The 15335-nt window shown below is 44.3% G+C and carries 12 protein-coding genes; 6 read left to right on the top strand and 6 right to left on the bottom strand.

Annotation, left to right across the window (positions count from 1 at the left end; translation table 11 throughout):
- Positions 1 to 12 precede the first annotated feature (12 nt).
- The 6 genes from gcvH to FN831_RS06405 all read left to right on the top strand — a co-directional run bounded on the left by gcvH (position 13) and on the right by FN831_RS06405 (position 7055).
- Positions 13 to 393, top strand: a complete 381-nt coding sequence (gene gcvH / locus FN831_RS06430) for a glycine cleavage system protein GcvH (RefSeq protein ID WP_142527388.1) — start codon at positions 13 to 15, stop codon at positions 391 to 393.
- A gap of 5 nt (positions 394 to 398) precedes the next feature.
- Positions 399 to 866, top strand: coding sequence for a VanZ family protein (locus tag FN831_RS06425; RefSeq protein WP_185960401.1), 468 nt, complete (start codon positions 399 to 401; stop codon positions 864 to 866).
- A 247-nt stretch (positions 867 to 1113) separates the two neighbouring features.
- Positions 1114 to 4002, top strand: a complete 2889-nt coding sequence (locus FN831_RS06420) for an outer membrane beta-barrel family protein (protein WP_142527387.1) — start codon at positions 1114 to 1116, stop codon at positions 4000 to 4002.
- A gap of 85 nt (positions 4003 to 4087) precedes the next feature.
- A complete protein-coding gene (locus tag FN831_RS06415) occupies positions 4088 to 4303 on the top strand; it encodes a FeoA family protein (protein ID WP_142527386.1) in 216 nt (71 codons plus the stop codon).
- Positions 4304 to 4308: 5 nt separating this feature from the next.
- Positions 4309 to 6423: a ferrous iron transport protein B gene (gene feoB / locus FN831_RS06410; protein WP_142527385.1), complete on the top strand. Its 2115-nt coding sequence runs from the start codon at positions 4309 to 4311 to the stop codon at positions 6421 to 6423.
- Between the two features lie 17 nt (positions 6424 to 6440).
- The gene (locus FN831_RS06405) at positions 6441 to 7055 is read left to right on the top strand and encodes a SprT-like domain-containing protein (RefSeq protein WP_246101381.1); all 615 of its coding nucleotides are present in this window, start codon (positions 6441 to 6443) and stop codon (positions 7053 to 7055) included.
- Here FN831_RS06405 and FN831_RS06400 read toward each other — a convergent pair.
- From FN831_RS06400 to accC, 6 genes are all read right to left on the bottom strand, one after another.
- Complete coding sequence (locus FN831_RS06400) at positions 7004 to 7825, bottom strand: hypothetical protein (protein ID WP_142527384.1); 822 nt, start codon at positions 7823 to 7825, stop codon at positions 7004 to 7006. The genes FN831_RS06405 and FN831_RS06400 overlap by 52 nt on opposite strands.
- A gap of 57 nt (positions 7826 to 7882) precedes the next feature.
- On the bottom strand, positions 7883 to 9859 hold the full coding sequence (locus FN831_RS06395) for an alpha-ketoacid dehydrogenase subunit alpha/beta (protein WP_142527383.1): 1977 nt from the start codon (positions 9857 to 9859) through the stop codon (positions 7883 to 7885).
- 4 nt (positions 9860 to 9863) lie between these two features.
- The gene (locus FN831_RS06390; RefSeq protein ID WP_142527382.1) at positions 9864 to 11255 is read right to left on the bottom strand and encodes a LutB/LldF family L-lactate oxidation iron-sulfur protein; all 1392 of its coding nucleotides are present in this window, start codon (positions 11253 to 11255) and stop codon (positions 9864 to 9866) included.
- A gap of 84 nt (positions 11256 to 11339) precedes the next feature.
- Entirely contained in the window at positions 11340 to 12959 is a 1620-nt protein-coding gene (locus tag FN831_RS06385) for a M28 family peptidase (protein ID WP_142527381.1), read from the bottom strand.
- A 53-nt stretch (positions 12960 to 13012) separates the two neighbouring features.
- A complete protein-coding gene (tatC, locus tag FN831_RS06380) occupies positions 13013 to 13900 on the bottom strand; it encodes a twin-arginine translocase subunit TatC (protein WP_142527380.1) in 888 nt (295 codons plus the stop codon).
- A gap of 82 nt (positions 13901 to 13982) precedes the next feature.
- Complete coding sequence (gene accC / locus FN831_RS06375) at positions 13983 to 15323, bottom strand: acetyl-CoA carboxylase biotin carboxylase subunit (RefSeq protein ID WP_142527379.1); 1341 nt, start codon at positions 15321 to 15323, stop codon at positions 13983 to 13985.
- Between the last annotated feature and the right edge of the window lie 12 nt (positions 15324 to 15335).

Below are 15335 nucleotides of genomic sequence, written 5' to 3'. Positions count from 1 at the left end.
CCGAACAAGAAAATGAATTTTCCATCAGAACTAAAGTACACGAAAGACCACGAATGGGTTAGAGTTGAAGGTAATGAAGCCTTTATTGGTATTACTGATTTTGCACAACGTGAACTGGGCGACATCGTTTACATTGATATCAATACAGTAGGTGATGAAATCAGCAAGGATGAAGTTTTCGGTACCGTTGAGGCCGTTAAAACTGTGTCTGACCTTTACATGCCTGTTACTGCAACAGTACTGGAAGTAAATACAGCATTGAACGACAATCCTGAACTGGTAAATTCTGATCCTTACGGAGAAGGATGGATGGTAAAAGCAGCTATATCTGACGCCTCTCAAGTGGAAGGATTGTTAACAGCAGAAGCATACCAGGCCTTAGTAGGCGCATAATATCCATGAGTAAATTTAAGACGTTATCATATCAGCGCTGGACAGTTCTCTGGATAGTGATCATATTGATTTTTTGTACTGCGAAAATGCCCGATACCCAAGGTTCGGGCTTTTTCTTTCCCGGATTTGACAAGCTGGTACACCTGGGCTTTTTCTTTGTGCTGACCATCTTACTGTTTTATGGTAAGATCAAAAGCCAGTCGAGCTACAGTTTCAGAATATTGACTATCTTTAAGATCGTAGCCATTACCTTTTTTATTGGCGGGGGGATTGAAATCCTGCAGCTTGAGCTTTTCCCTTACAGATCTGCTGAGTGGTGGGACCTGGGAGCGGATATGATGGGCGTGATGATGGGGGTTTTCAGCTATATTCTCCTGCATACCTCGAATTACAACGAGGCGAGCATGACCAGGGAAATCCGTAAAAACAATGAAGCTGCGCTTGAAAATATGGATGTTAACGGTAAAAAATAAGAAATATGAAATTAAAGTACTGTATTTTTTTTCTGGGACTGGCAATGTTGGCAAGTGGCTGCAGTATCTTTAAACCAGGCTGCCACTGTCCCCATGTGGTATCTGCTGCTCGTCCTCAGCAGCAGGTGAAAAGCTCCTGAGATATGTGTATTTAAAATGTTACCCTTTTTTTACCCCGCTGTTTCAAACTATTTTCCCCTGCCGGAGTCTGATAGGTATAGATAAATAATTATACCCCTCATTCTTGATGACAACTTCTACAAAAAATCTGCTGCTGATTTCAAAAATTCTTGTGCTCTCAGCCTTCCTTTTGATCAGCGTATCTGCATTTGCACAAACTAAAAATGGTTCTGTAACAGGAAAAGTGGTGAATGCCAAAGACCATTTGCCTGTAGATTTTGCATCTGTGGCCATCAAGAACCTTGCGGATACTACGCAAACTTCGGTGATCAATACACAAGCTGACGGTTCATTCACAATTAAAGGTCTTGCCCCGGGCAGTTACAGGCTGACTGTGGCCTATCTGGGATTAACGAATTTTAATAAACAGTTTGCCATTACTGCGGCCGCTCCGGTAGCAGCTTTGGGTGAACTGGCAATGGTAAACAGTGGGCTCGACCTGAAAACGGTGGAGATCAAGGGGGTGGTAACGCCGGTTGTGGTGAAAACCGATACCGTTGAATATGATGCGAAAGCTTTTAAAGTAAGGGAGAATGCAGTAGTAGAAGATGTACTGAAAAAACTGCCGGGTGTAGATGTGGCAAAAGATGGTTCCATCAAAGCACAGGGCGAAACGGTAACACGTGTGCGTGTGGATGGCAAGGATTTCTTTGGCAATGACCCGCTGCTGGCAACAAAAAACCTTCCGGCAGATATGATTGATAAGATCCAGGTAATTGACCTGCTTTCGGACCAGTCGCAGTTTACAGGAGTGGACGACGGCAACAGGGAGAAGATCATCAACATCACCACCAAGAAGGATATGAAAAATGGGTATTTTGGTAATTCATCAGCGGGCTACGGTACCAATTCGGGTTCGGGAACAGATCCCCGCTATGATGTGAGCATCAATGCCAACAAATTTAATAACGATCAGCAGTTTTCTGTAATAGGCCAGTTTAACAATGTCAATAAACAGAATTTTGGCAGCGGTGGCGGTGGTGGTAACCGTGGCGGTGGCGGCGGAGGTGGTGGATTTGGTTCGAGCATCAGCACAGGCGCCCCTCAGCAGGGAATTACGACCACAAATGCTTTTGGTATCAACTTCGCAGATGTGTATACCGACCAGACCAAGATTACCGGAAGTTACTTTTTTAATAAGAGTTCACTTGATTTGAACCAGAGCAGTTTCAGACAGAACCTGCTGGGGAACAGTACCACTACTTTTGATCAGGACCAGGCCAGTATCACAGATAAGACCAACCACAGGTTTAACTTTATGATCGATACCAAGATCGATTCTTCTACCACGATCCGTATCGAGCCGGCAGTAACCTACACTGAAACCGGGCTGAACCAGAGCAGTTCCTATATCAATAATTATGCAACTTCACAAACTGTGGGAACGCAGCAGCTGAATACCAAAACCACTGCCCCAACGGTAAATAACAATATCCTGCTTCGCAAGAAATTCCTGAGAAGAGGACGTACCCTGTCATTAAATGTAAGAACAACCATTAACGACAGTGACGGCAAGAATTACAATACGATCATGAACAGGACTACATCCGGTGCAGATTCGCTTACGCTTGATAATACAGATCAGCTGAACAATACAACAGCCCATTCGGTCAGCAATACATCAAGACTGGTATACACGGAACCGCTTTCTAAAACACTGAACCTGGAACTGAATTATCAGAACACGTATAATTTTGATAACAGTGAGCGCTTCACTTATAACTATAATACGATTACTTCATTATATGATATTCCGGATTTAACCTATACCAATACTTACGAGAACAAAACCCTGACCAACGCTGCCGGGGCAAGTATCAATAAAACCGCTAAGAAGTATAACTGGAATATCGGGCTGGCAGTACAGCATACCGACAGAAGAAACGAAAACCTGACTACAGGAACGATTTTTAACCAGAATTTTAACAATTTTGTTCCGAGCGGACAGCTGCGTTATAATTTCAGCAAAAGCAAAAGACTGGTGATCAGGTACCGCGGAAGCACACAACAGCCGTCCATTACGCAGATCCAGCCGATACCGGATAACTCAAACACACAGACCATTCCAATTGGTAACCCTGACCTGAAACCAGCTTTTACCAACAATGTGACTGTACTGTATAATAACTTTGATTTTGCACATTTCCGTTCGCTGTTTATTTTCGCAAATATCAGCCAGACTTTTAACGCTTTTGGAAACAATAATTCCCTGATCAATGATGCTGCAGATCCAAACTATGGCAAGATTGCTGTAGTACCGGTGAATGTGAACGGCGTATACCAGGGAACTTTGGGTTCATCTCTGGGGCTTCCGATTATTACCGAAAATAAGCTGAACCTGAACATCGACCTGAGCGGTACTTATGCAAGGGGAGTTAACTTTACCAACTCCCTTCAGAATATCACTAACGATGTATCTGTGACGAACAAATACAGACTGGTTACCTCTATGGATCAACTGGATATGACAGCAGGTATTGCGGGATCCATCAACAGGGCTACCTACTCTGCACAATCCGGTTCCAACACCACATACTATACACTGAACCCTACTGCCAATGTGAGTTATATGTTTCCGGGCGAATTCCGTGTGGCTGTAGATGCAGATTATTACCAGAACACGGGCAGGGGACAGGGATATGATACCAATTATACTATTGTAAATGGTTATGTGAGCAAGCAGTTCTTCAAGAACAGGGGAACCTTTAAGCTTTCCGTGAATGATGCACTGAACCAGAACCAGGGCGTAACCAGGACATCCAGCAACAATACCATCACCGATTTAAGATATAATGTGCTGAAAAGGTACTATATGTTCTCGTTTACGTATTCATTGAACAGAATGGGCGGCAGGAATATTGGCACCATGACTCCTGGTCAGAGAGGAGAACGCGGTGATGGCGGCGGTATGGGCGGCTTTGGCGGAGGTGGCGGCGGCAGAAGAGGGGGAATGTAATTTCAACATCATCAATCATCGGTTTAGCTGATTCATTATTTGGATTTATTATCGATAAAGGCTAAATTGCCGGCTAATTTAAGGTATGAATCTTTCACATTTGAAACCGGGGGAACGTGGCACTATTGTAGCTTTTACAGATTTGGAAATGTCTGTAAAATTAATGGAGATGGGCTGCCTGCCTGGTGAAATGGTGGAGGTTGAACGTTATGCCCCGTTAGGTGATCCTATGGCTATCCGTGTGGCGGGATATCAGCTTTGTTTACGTAAAGACGAAGCTTCAGTTATTATCATTACATAGACAAGTTGAGCCATATTCTAAAAATCGCGTTAGTCGGTAACCCTAATACAGGAAAATCGACACTGTTTAACTTACTTACGGGTATGAACCAGAAAATTGGAAATTTTCCGGGTATTACTGTAGATAAAAAAGTAGGTTACTGTAAATTAACGCCTGATCAGCAAGCTGAGATTACCGACCTGCCCGGTACGTACAGCTTATATCCCAAGAGTAAAGATGAAGCTGTGGTTTTCCAGGTACTGGCAGATAAACATAATTCAAGTCACCCGGACCTGATTGTAGTAGTTGCAGATGCGACCAATCTGCGCAGGAACCTGCTGTTATATTCTCAGGTGGCCGACCTGAACCTTCCCGTTATCCTGGCATTGAACATGACGGATATGGCTACCAAAGAAGGAATCATCATTGATGTTGACAAGCTTTCGGCTAAGCTGGGCGTGCAGGTTGTGCCTATCTCTGCAAGGAGCAACAAGGGGCTGAAGGAACTGAAACAGGCCATTGCCAATGTTACGTCAATAGCCACACAGGAAAAGGGTGCCGATATGAACGTACTGGCCGGCGCAGCGATTAAGGAGGTAAAAGCGCTGGTTGGGACAAACAATGATTACTATGCACTGCAGTTGCTGCATCAGCATGAACATATTGAATCCTTTACACCGCAGTATGAGCAGTTTGAAGCTATCGAAAGAACCCACCACTTTGAATCTTCGAAACTCCAGGCAGCAGAAACTATTGCACGTTATAAACACCTGAGCACGATCCTTTCCGGAGTGATCGAAGATACAGGAACTGCAAAGAAATTTGTGGTGAGCGACCGTATTGATGCGATCCTGACTAACCGGTTCTGGGGATTCTTCATTTTCCTTTTTATCTTATTATTTGTTTTCAACGCGATATTTTCATGGGCGGCTTATCCGATGGACCTTATTGAGGAATCCTTTGCCTGGCTGACAGCTGTTGGACATGAACATCTTCCTGCCGGGGTTTTAACCGACCTGATGCTGGATGGTGTTGTTGCCGGGCTGGGCGGAATTGTGATATTTATCCCTCAAATTGCTATTCTCTTTGCTTTTATCTCGATCCTGGAGGATACCGGTTACATGGCCAGGGTAACCTTTATGATGGACAAGATCATGCGTAAGTTTGGCCTTAGCGGGAGATCTGTGGTGCCTATGATTGGCAGTCTGGCCTGCGCCGTGCCTTCGATCATGAGCGCCAGAACAATTGAAAGCTGGAAGGACAGGATGATTACCATTATGGTTGCGCCTTTGGTGAGCTGCTCGGCAAGATTGCCGGTATATACATTGCTGATCTCACTGATTATCCCGCAGGAGAAAGTATTTGGGGTGATCAGCCTGCAGGCATTGACGCTGATGGGAATGTACCTGATCAGTATTGTAGCTGCCATGGTAGTGGCTTTTGTGATGAAGTTCATCATCAAGGCTAAAGAGAAATCATACTTTATCATGGAGCTGCCTGTGTACAGGATGCCGCGCTGGAAAAACGTGCTGTATACCATGTATGAGAAATCCAAAACTTTTGTATTTGAAGCCGGTAAAGTAATTATTGCCATATCGATTGTTTTATGGGTGCTGGCAAGCTATGGCCCTTCTGATAAATTCCAGGCAATAGAGAAAAAATATGCGCAGATCGAAAGCCGGCAGGACAGTGCCAGGGTAAGTACGCTGGAAAGAGATAAATCTGCTGAAAAGCTGGAAAATTCTTATGCGGGTATACTGGGGCATACGATTGAACCTGTAATCAGGCCCCTGGGTTTTGACTGGAAGATAGGGATTGCACTGATTACCTCTTTTGCGGCACGTGAAGCCTTTGTAGGAACAATGGCTACAATTTATAGTGTAGACGGCGGTGCGGATAATGAAGGCACGATAAGGGATAAAATGCGGGTTGCTGTAGATGCAAATACCGGGCTCCCTTTGTTTACCTTTGCTACAGGATTTTCACTAATGCTGTTTTATGCTTTTGCGATGCAGTGTATGAGTACGGTGGCCGTAGTATACCGTGAGACAAAATCATGGAAATGGCCGCTGATCCAGACGGCTTACATGACGGTAATGGCCTATGTTGCCAGTTTAATCGCCTACCAGATTTTAAAGTAAATCCTTATCTTAGGACTGTGGAAAAAGTAAATGTTTTAGCACAGTATATGCCTCCTGAAGCTGCTCCGGTAATTGCTAAATGGATTGACTACTTTCAGTGCGAATTTAAGATTTCTAAAAGCAGGGCTACCAAACTGGGGGACTATAGACACCCCTTTAAGCAACTGGGGCATAAAATATCAGTCAACAATAATCTGAATACCTATGCCTTTCTGGTGACCACGGTCCATGAGTTTGCACATTTGCTTACCTGGAACGATCACCGCAATAAGGTGAAACCACATGGGGAAGAATGGAAGGTCAACTTTAAAAGAATGATGAAGCCTTTTCTCGAAAAACAGGTTTTCCCTGCGGATCTTGAGCTGGCAATCACCAGCTATCTGAATAATCCTTCTGCCTCCAGCTGTACTGATCTTAAATTATCACGGGCGTTGAAACGCTACGATATGCTGGCAGATCATACGCGTCTGGAAGAAATCCCGCGCCATAGTGTTTTTAGCATTAAGGATGGCCGCAGATTTAAAAAGGGTGAACAATTGAGAAAGCGCTTCAGGTGCGAGTGCCTGGATAATGGCAATATCTATCTTTTTAGTCCGCTGGCAGAAGTGCTTGTACTGTCTACCGGTACATAAATCGCCTCTTTATCTTTAATTGTCCATCTTAAACTCAGTTTCTCATCTTTAAATACGGCAGGGTAGTTAAGCAGGCTGTCGATAAAAGCATCTCTGGTGTTTACGAGCAGACTGGCTTTATAGTTACTGGGCCCTTTACTCTTGAGGAAGATGTAATGTGCATCGGGATAAGTTGTAATATTATCAAACACCATTTCAAATTTGTCCGTACCAGCGATGGCATCATCCATGCTTTTGATATCGCCTGCATAATCTTCTTCAGGATATTTGTTTTCGGCAGGCTGAATCAGAAGGTAAGGAAGTTTGGATAGCGCTTCGCCGGAGCTGGCTGTACGGCTATCCATTTTGAAGGTTACATTGTTACGCAGGTAGCTGCGGATATTCTTGTAGACTTCTACACCTTCGTTCATGATCTTATCCTGTTCTTTGACCAGAATGAGGCTGTCGTTTTTAAAATAGTAACTTTTGACACTATTACTGATACTGCCGTTTGCTGTGTAGGTTTTGTATAATTTACCGTCACCATAAGTACTGTACTTTTCTGCATACACGGACAAATCGCCGGAAAGATAGATCAGGCTGAATTGTTTTTTGTAATTGCTTAATGTTCTGTCGATTGTGGCGGAGTAATTCAGGATGGATTTATCCGTCATTCCCGTAGCTCCTTCTTCTCCGGGCAGCGCAGCCTGAGGGTGGTCCGATTTAAAGTAATTACAACTGTAAAGTGTAAGCAGTAAAATTACTGAACATAAAAATCGGATCGTCTTCATAGGTTTCTGGTGAATGGTTTGATTAGCGATCAGGCTATTATCGTGCCAATGAAGACCTTAGTAAGCCAATAATTTTTGAATGGTCTGGTGGAGCCTGCTTTTGGCAAGAAACTGGTCTTCGAGTGCCTTGCTCATCGGGATGGCGGTATCCAGGCTTGCACAGCGCATCACAGGAGCGTCCAGCTGGCTAAAGCAGTTTTCTCCTATCCAGGCAGATATTTCTGCCCCAAAACCACTGCTGAGGGTATCTTCATGTAAAATAAGGATCCTTCCGTTTTTTTTGACAGCCTCTGCAACTGTGGTTTTATCCCAGGGCTGCAAACTGCAGAGATCTATCAGTGTAGCGGATAACTCGGGATGTGCGGCAAGATAGTCCAGTGCCCAGTGAACGCCCATGCCATAAGTAATGATGCTGAACTGCTCGCCCTGTTTCAATACATTGGCTTTACCGATTTCCACGGTATAATATCCGGTAGGTACCTGCCCGCTGATATTTCTGTACAGGTACTTGTGCTCAAAATATAAAACCGGATTTGGGTCTTCCAGTGCTGCAAGCATCAGTCCTTTGGCATCGAAAGGAAAAGCCGGATAAACGATTTTGAGCCCGGGAGTTTTGGTAAACCAGGCTTCGTTGCTCTGCGAATGGAAAGGTCCTGCGCCCGTTCCTGCTCCGGTGGGCATTCTGATGACCACATCGGCCTTTTCTCCCCATCGGTAATGGGTTTTTGCGAGGTTGTTTACGATCTGGTTGAAGCCGCAGGTAACGAAATCTGCAAACTGCATTTCTATCACGGCCTTATATCCATTAATAGACAGGCCAAGGCCGGCGCCTACAATGGCAGATTCACAGATCGGTGTATTCCTGACCCTTGCTTTTCCAAATTCGTCTGAAAAACCCTGTGTGATTTTAAAGGCGCCGCCATATTCGGCAATATCCTGGCCCATTAGAACAAGGTTGTCATACTTTCGCATTCCTGTTCTTAAGCCATCGCTGATGGCATCGAGGTAGCGCATCTTTGTACTTACCCTTGATGCGGTAATCACTTTCTGGTGATGTGCGGCGTACATATCTGCTACTTCTTCTTCAGCATCAGCTACCGGATCTGCATCGTTAAAGGCGATCTCTACTTCCTGATCGATTTCGGTCTTAATCCCGGCCCTGATTCTCTGAATGGATTCTGTAGTCAGTAGTTGCTCGTTGAGCAGATAATCTTCAAAGTTCTGCAGCGGATCTTTGAGCTGCCATTCTTCGAGCAGTTCTGCCGGGACATATTTTGTTCCTGAAGCTTCTTCATGTCCCCTCATTCTAAAGGTAAGACATTCTACCAGCACTGGTCTGGGGTTTGTTCTTATTGTTTGTGCGAGCCGGGAAATGGTATCCAGTACTTCGAGTACGTTGTTGCCATCGATCTGCAAGCCTTCAATACCGTATCCGATGGCCTTGTCGCTGAGCTTTTCACATTTAAACTGTTCGGCAACTGGTGTCGACAGGCCATAGCCATTATTTTCTATCAGGAAGATTACGGGTAAATTCCATACCGCAGCTATATTTATGGCTTCGTGGAAGTCGCCCTCACTGGTAGCTCCTTCTCCGGTAAAGACAAGGGTAACGTTCTCTTTTCCGGCGATCAGATCGGCCAGTGCAATTCCGTCCGCAATGGCCATTTGAGGCCCCAGATGGGAGATCATCCCAATGATCCGGTGTTCCTGCGAGCCAAAGTGGAAAGACCTGTCGCGTCCCCTGGTAAAACCCGTAGTTTTGCCCTGCCATTGCGCCATCAGCTTCCGTAGCGGGATTTTTCTGGAGGTGAATACGCCCAGGTTGCGGTGCATTGGAAGTATATATTCATCGTCTTTCATTGCCAGGGTGGCACCTACAGCAATGGCTTCCTGGCCAATTCCGGAGAACCATTTTCCGATGCGCCCCTGCCTCAGCAGAATCAGCATTTTTTCCTCGACCATCCTGGGATAGAGCAGTTCCTTATATATGGATAATAAGGCGCTATTACTTTTTTCTCTGCGGTCGAACTGCATAAAACTAGAGCTGAGTTTTATTTTTCTGCTTTTCCTGCCATTGTGCGGCAAAAGATTTGTCGGCTATCTCTGGCATGGCGCGGTACTTGCCCCACATTTTTTTGAAGAAGAATTTGAGAAAGAAATTTTTGAGTTTTCCTCCCACCATATCCATTCTTGCCCGTTTAGACATACCAGTGTTCCACACTTTCCAGCCGATATCTTCAACTTTTGTATTTTCATGCTGGGCTGCGGCATCACGCCTGTTCAGCAGGAGCATTTTATGAATATCTATTTTGACAGGGCATACTTCAGAGCATTTTCCGCAGAGACTGGAGGCATAGCTGAGGTGCTTAAATTCCTTCATTCCCTGCAGATGAGGGGTAATGATTGAACCGATTGGCCCGCTATAGGTTGTGTTATAGGTATGTCCGCCAATGTTTTTATAGACCGGGCATGCGTTTAAACATGCGCCACATCTGATGCAATAGAGACCCTGGCGCTGATCTTTCTGGGCAAGCAGGTTGGTACGTCCGTTATCCAGCAGGATCACATACATTTCTTCAGGCCCGTCGGTTTCATGCGGCTGTCTTGGCCCGCTGAGGATCGTATTGTATACTGTTAAATTCTGACCGGTTCCGTGGCTTGCCAGGAGTGGCCAGAACAGATCCAGATCTGCCATAGAGGGAATGATCTTCTCAATCCCTACAATGGCAATATGTATTTTTGGAAAGGTGGTACTGAGCCTTGCATTGCCTTCATTTTCTGTAAGGGCAATACTGCCGGTATCGGCAATCAGGAAATTGCCTCCGGTAATACCGATATCGGCTGTCAGGTATTTTTCGCGCAGCAGTTCCCTTGCTTTTTGGGTAAGCTGCTGTGGTGTATAGTCTATGGGCGTACCAAATTTCTCATGGAAAAGCTTTGCAATATCTTCCTTTGTGAGGTGCATTGCAGGGGTAACGATATGATAGGGGGCCTGTCCCAGCAGCTGTACGATAAATTCGCCCAGATCGCTTTCCAGGGAAGTAATGTTGTTCTCTTCAAGAAACTCATTCAAATGAATCTCTTCTGTGGTCATCGATTTGGATTTAATGACCGTTTTGCCACCGCTTTTATTGATGATGTTCAATATTTCGCGTTGTGCTTCTTCTGTATCATTAGCCCAGATCACTTTGCCGCCACGGCGCTGAAAGTTCGCCTCAAATTCCGGTAAGAATTTGTCCAGGTTCTCCATCACTCTCCATTTGATTGTATGCGCCTTTTTTTTTGAGTTTTCTAAATTCTCAAATTTTGTTAAGCCCCTTGCAACCGCATCATTGTATTTCCCAATATTGTGGTTGATGGTGTCACGGTGATCCAAATCAAATGCCTTCTCATCTGCCTTTACCAAAAACTCCTCAGCAATCTTTGTCATTTTCAAATATAATTAAATACGTTTACAGGTAAACAAAAAAACCTGCCGGTTGGGGCAGGTTTTTTATTGTTTTAAGTGTAATTTTTATTTTTTGGCTGTGCCATCATCATTTTTATCAACTACAGGGCGTTTTGCTCCGTTAGCAAGTTCCCATGCGGTGTAATAAACCAATTGCGCACGTTTGCTGAGCAGGTCGAAATTGATCTTGCTGACTTCATCTCCGGGCTGGTGATAGTCTTCATGGACGCCACTGAAGTAAAAGATCACAGGGATACCGTGTTTGGCAAAGTTGTAATGGTCAGAACGGTAATAAAACTGGTTTGGATCAGTACGGTTGTTGTATTTCATATCCAGGTTCATTTTGATATTGTCCTCATTCGCCTTGATGCCTGTAGCATTCAGGTCAGAGCTCAGCATATCCGAACCAATGATATAGATATATTCAGGGTTGTCTTTATGAGCTTCATCTACGCGCCCGATCATATCGATGTTCAGGTCGGTAATCGTTTTTGCCAATGGGAAGACCGGATGCTCAGAATACCATTCAGAACCCAGCAATCCTTTTTCTTCGCCAACTACCGTCATAAACAGAATACTTCTTTTGGGGCCCTTACCTGCTTTTTTTGCTTTAACAAAGGCATCGGCGATCAGCAGCACACCAGTGGTGCCTGAACCGTCGTCATCTGCACCATTGTTTACTTTATCCGTGCCGGATGTAGTCAGGCCAATATGGTCGTAATGGCCGGTAACTACCAGGATTTCATCTTTTAAAACAGGATCTGACCCTTCAAGAAAGCCCAGTACGTTTTCTGCCCTTACCTTAACTTCAGCTTTTGAGGCACTGCCTGAGACTGCAACTTTGATCAGCTGTGAAGCTGGTTTAACAGCAGAAACGATCTTTTCCTGTAAAGCCGCAACGGTGGTCCCTGCAGCTTTCAGCAGTTCATTTGCAGTTGCTGTGGTTACCCTGATGGATGCCAACGTTTTCGTGCCCTGCATTTTTGCGGTATTTTCTGCATTTTTCAGCATAGGCTGACCTGCACCGCTGTAGTTCGCTTTCATTTCTTCAGTGATCTGATCAAGACTCGGATCGATTTGTATCACTGCAAGTGCTTTGTGCGCGGCCAGATACTGGATCTTCGCCTGTTGGGCCGCCATCATCTTTCTTCTGGAAGCACGGTCTGCCGGAGCAGGGCTTCCGCCTTTGATTGTAGGGTCTCCGTTGGCAAATAACAGGACTACTTTTCCTGCTACGTCTATTCCTTCAAAATCATTATAGCCCTGCTGGTCTAATCCATAACCTGCAAAAACGATATCGCTGGTATTGAAATTAAAACCGTCCAAGGTTACTGTTGAGGAAGAAATCACAAAGTCTTTTCCGTATTGCTTAGGCTGGCCGTTGATGGAAAACTTCATCCCGCTCAGGTTATAGGTCACCATGTCTATCGGCTGAAAATAACCGCCGTTGACCGGACCTTTCAGGCCCTGGCTTTTGAAATAGTTTTTGATATAGTCGGCTGCCATCCAGGCGCCTTTTTTACCGGTTTCCCTGCCTTCATATTCATCAGAGGCCAGAACAGACAAATGTTTGTAGGCATTTTCTTTATTGATGGATACACTGAATTTTTCTGCGGTGTTTTTTTGGGCAGCACAACTGAGGCATAGCAATAAAGCTAAGCTGGTGCTTAAAAATTGTTTCTTCATTCTTAGTATTTGATAGGTTATTCGGGTAAATCAGGCATTAGGGTTAGTTCATATTAGTTTGGTGCTTTGCTTGTGCCGTAAAGCTCTCTGTTCTTTTTACGTTCAATGTAAGCTGAGATATAGATACTCAGTTCAAATAAAAGGTACAGCGGGAAAGCAACTACCGTCATCGTGATCACATCAGGCGTAGGAGTTACAATGGCGGCAATGATCAGAATAATTACAATTGCATAACGGCGGCTTGACCGCATGAATTTTGGCGTCATCACCCCAAAAATTGACAGAATGTAAATGATTACCGGCAGTTCAAAGATGATACCCGTTCCAATGGTCAGGGTAGCAATTGAAGAAAGATACGAATCAATGGTAAATGTGTTTTCGATCATCGGGCTCACTGAAAAACCTGTCAGGAAATTTACTGAAAGTGCGCAGACAATAAAATAGCCAAACAGCACGCCCAGGAAAAACAGCAGTGAGGCAAAGAAGACAAATCCACGTGCAGATTTTCTTTCCTTCTCATGCAGTGCAGGTTTGATAAACAACCACAGTTCAAATAATAGGTAGGGGATACCGAAGACAATACCGGCCATTACACATGAATTGATCTGCAGGGTAAACTGACCGGCCATTTCGGTATTGATGATCTTTCCTTTAATTTCGGTAATACAGAAGTCGGCACCCAGTGAAGGGAACCTTGCCGCCAGTTTGCACATCATTCTGTAAGTCCAGAAATCAGGGCTTTTGGGCCCCATGATAATGGTATTAAACAGAAAGTCATAGTAATAAAAAGCCAGACTTGTGAAAATTACAATCGCCAATAAAGCACGCAGCAGGTGTTTTCTCAGTACATCAATATGGTCAAAAAAGGACATTTCGGCTTCTAAACTCTTTCCTTTATTCTTAACGGCCTCTATAAGGTCCTGCGCTCTATTATCACTCATGAATTCGATTTGTAAACAAACAAAAATACCATTCTATTTAATTTAGAATGGTATTTACGTTAAATATAATAATTAGATCTTTTTATTCAGTAAAAACAAAAGTTTCCATGAATTTTGTGGTGAAGTTTCCTGCCCTGAAGTTAGGATCTTTCATCAGTTTCAAGTGGAAAGGAATTGTAGTTTTTACACCTTCGATCACAAATTCGCTTAATGCACGCTCCATGGTACTGATGGCTTCTTCGCGTGTTTGGGCAGTACAGATCAGTTTAGCGATCATTGAATCGTAGTTTGAAGGAATCTGATAGCCTGCATATACGTGCGTATCAACCCTTACACCATGACCGCCCGGAGAATGGAAGTTAGTGATCTTTCCCGGAGAAGGCCTGAAGTTGTTATATGGATCTTCTGCGTTGATCCTGCATTCGATAGCGTGCAAATTAGGGAAGTAATTCTTTCCTGAGATCGGAACGCCCGAAGCTACTTTTATTTGTTCTTTGATTAAATCGTAGTTGATGATCTCTTCTGTTACCGGGTGTTCTACCTGGATACGTGTGTTCATCTCCATGAAATAGAAATTGCGGTGTTTATCTACCAGGAATTCTATTGTTCCTGCACCTTCATAAGATACTGCTGTGGCACCTTTAATGGCTGCTTCACCCATACGGTCTCTCAGTTCCGGAGTCATGAAAGGAGATGGAGCCTCTTCAACCAGTTTCTGATGGCGGCGCTGAATAGAACAGTCGCGTTCAGATAAATGGCATGCTTTACCATACTGGTCGCCAATAATCTGGATCTCGATATGTCTTGGATCTTCAATATATTTTTCGAGATAAAGTCCGTCGTTACCAAATGCAGCACCAGACTCCTGTCTTGCGCTATCCCAGGCATTTTCAAAATCTTCATCTTTCCAAACTACACGCATTCCGCGGCCACCACCACCGGCAGTAGCTTTAAGGATTACAGGGTAACCTATTCCATTAGCCAGTACGATACCTTCTTTTACGCTTTCCAGTAATCCTTCGGATCCCGGAACAATAGGTACGCCTGCTTTTTTCATCGTTTCTTTGGCAGATGCTTTATCACCCATTGAGTTGATCTGCTCAGGGGTAGCGCCAATGAATTTGATCCCATAATCTCTGCATACTGAAGAGAATTTTGCATTCTCAGACAGGAATCCGTAACCCGGATGAATCGCATCAGCATTGGTTAATTCAGCGGCAGATATAATATTGGGGATACTGAGATAAGAATCTTTACTCGGAGGCGGCCCTATACAAACAGCTTCATCCGCGAAACGAACATGTAGACTTTCCCTATCTGCAGTAGAGTAAACAGCGACAGTTTTGATGCCCATTTCTTTACAGGTACGAATAATACGCAAAGCAATTTCGCCCCTGTTGGCAATTAATATTTTTTTAAACATATAATTGATAAG

The organism is Pedobacter westerhofensis (genome assembly GCF_900182595.1).
Taxonomy (GTDB): domain Bacteria; phylum Bacteroidota; class Bacteroidia; order Sphingobacteriales; family Sphingobacteriaceae; genus Pedobacter; species Pedobacter westerhofensis.
Note: the sequence above shows the minus strand (reverse complement) of the source record. Positions and strands in the feature narration are given on the sequence as shown.

What these genes read in the sequence shown, in the direction of transcription:
- FN831_RS06395 (WP_142527383.1), bottom strand. Translation starts at nt 9,859, where the DNA reads ATGCAGTTCGACCGCAGAGAAAAAAGTAATAGCGCCTTATTATCCATA.
- FN831_RS06420 (WP_142527387.1), top strand. Translation starts at nt 1,114, where the DNA reads ATGACAACTTCTACAAAAAATCTGCTGCTGATTTCAAAAATTCTTGTG.
- tatC (WP_142527380.1), bottom strand. Translation starts at nt 13,900, where the DNA reads ATGAGTGATAATAGAGCGCAGGACCTTATAGAGGCCGTTAAGAATAAA.
- FN831_RS06390 (WP_142527382.1), bottom strand. Translation starts at nt 11,255, where the DNA reads ATGACAAAGATTGCTGAGGAGTTTTTGGTAAAGGCAGATGAGAAGGCA.
- accC (WP_142527379.1), bottom strand. Translation starts at nt 15,323, where the DNA reads ATGTTTAAAAAAATATTAATTGCCAACAGGGGCGAAATTGCTTTGCGT.
- FN831_RS06400 (WP_142527384.1), bottom strand. Translation starts at nt 7,825, where the DNA reads ATGAAGACGATCCGATTTTTATGTTCAGTAATTTTACTGCTTACACTT.
- FN831_RS06385 (WP_142527381.1), bottom strand. Translation starts at nt 12,959, where the DNA reads ATGAAGAAACAATTTTTAAGCACCAGCTTAGCTTTATTGCTATGCCTC.
- gcvH (WP_142527388.1), top strand. Translation starts at nt 13, where the DNA reads ATGAATTTTCCATCAGAACTAAAGTACACGAAAGACCACGAATGGGTT.
- FN831_RS06425 (WP_185960401.1), top strand. Translation starts at nt 399, where the DNA reads ATGAGTAAATTTAAGACGTTATCATATCAGCGCTGGACAGTTCTCTGG.
- FN831_RS06415 (WP_142527386.1), top strand. Translation starts at nt 4,088, where the DNA reads ATGAATCTTTCACATTTGAAACCGGGGGAACGTGGCACTATTGTAGCT.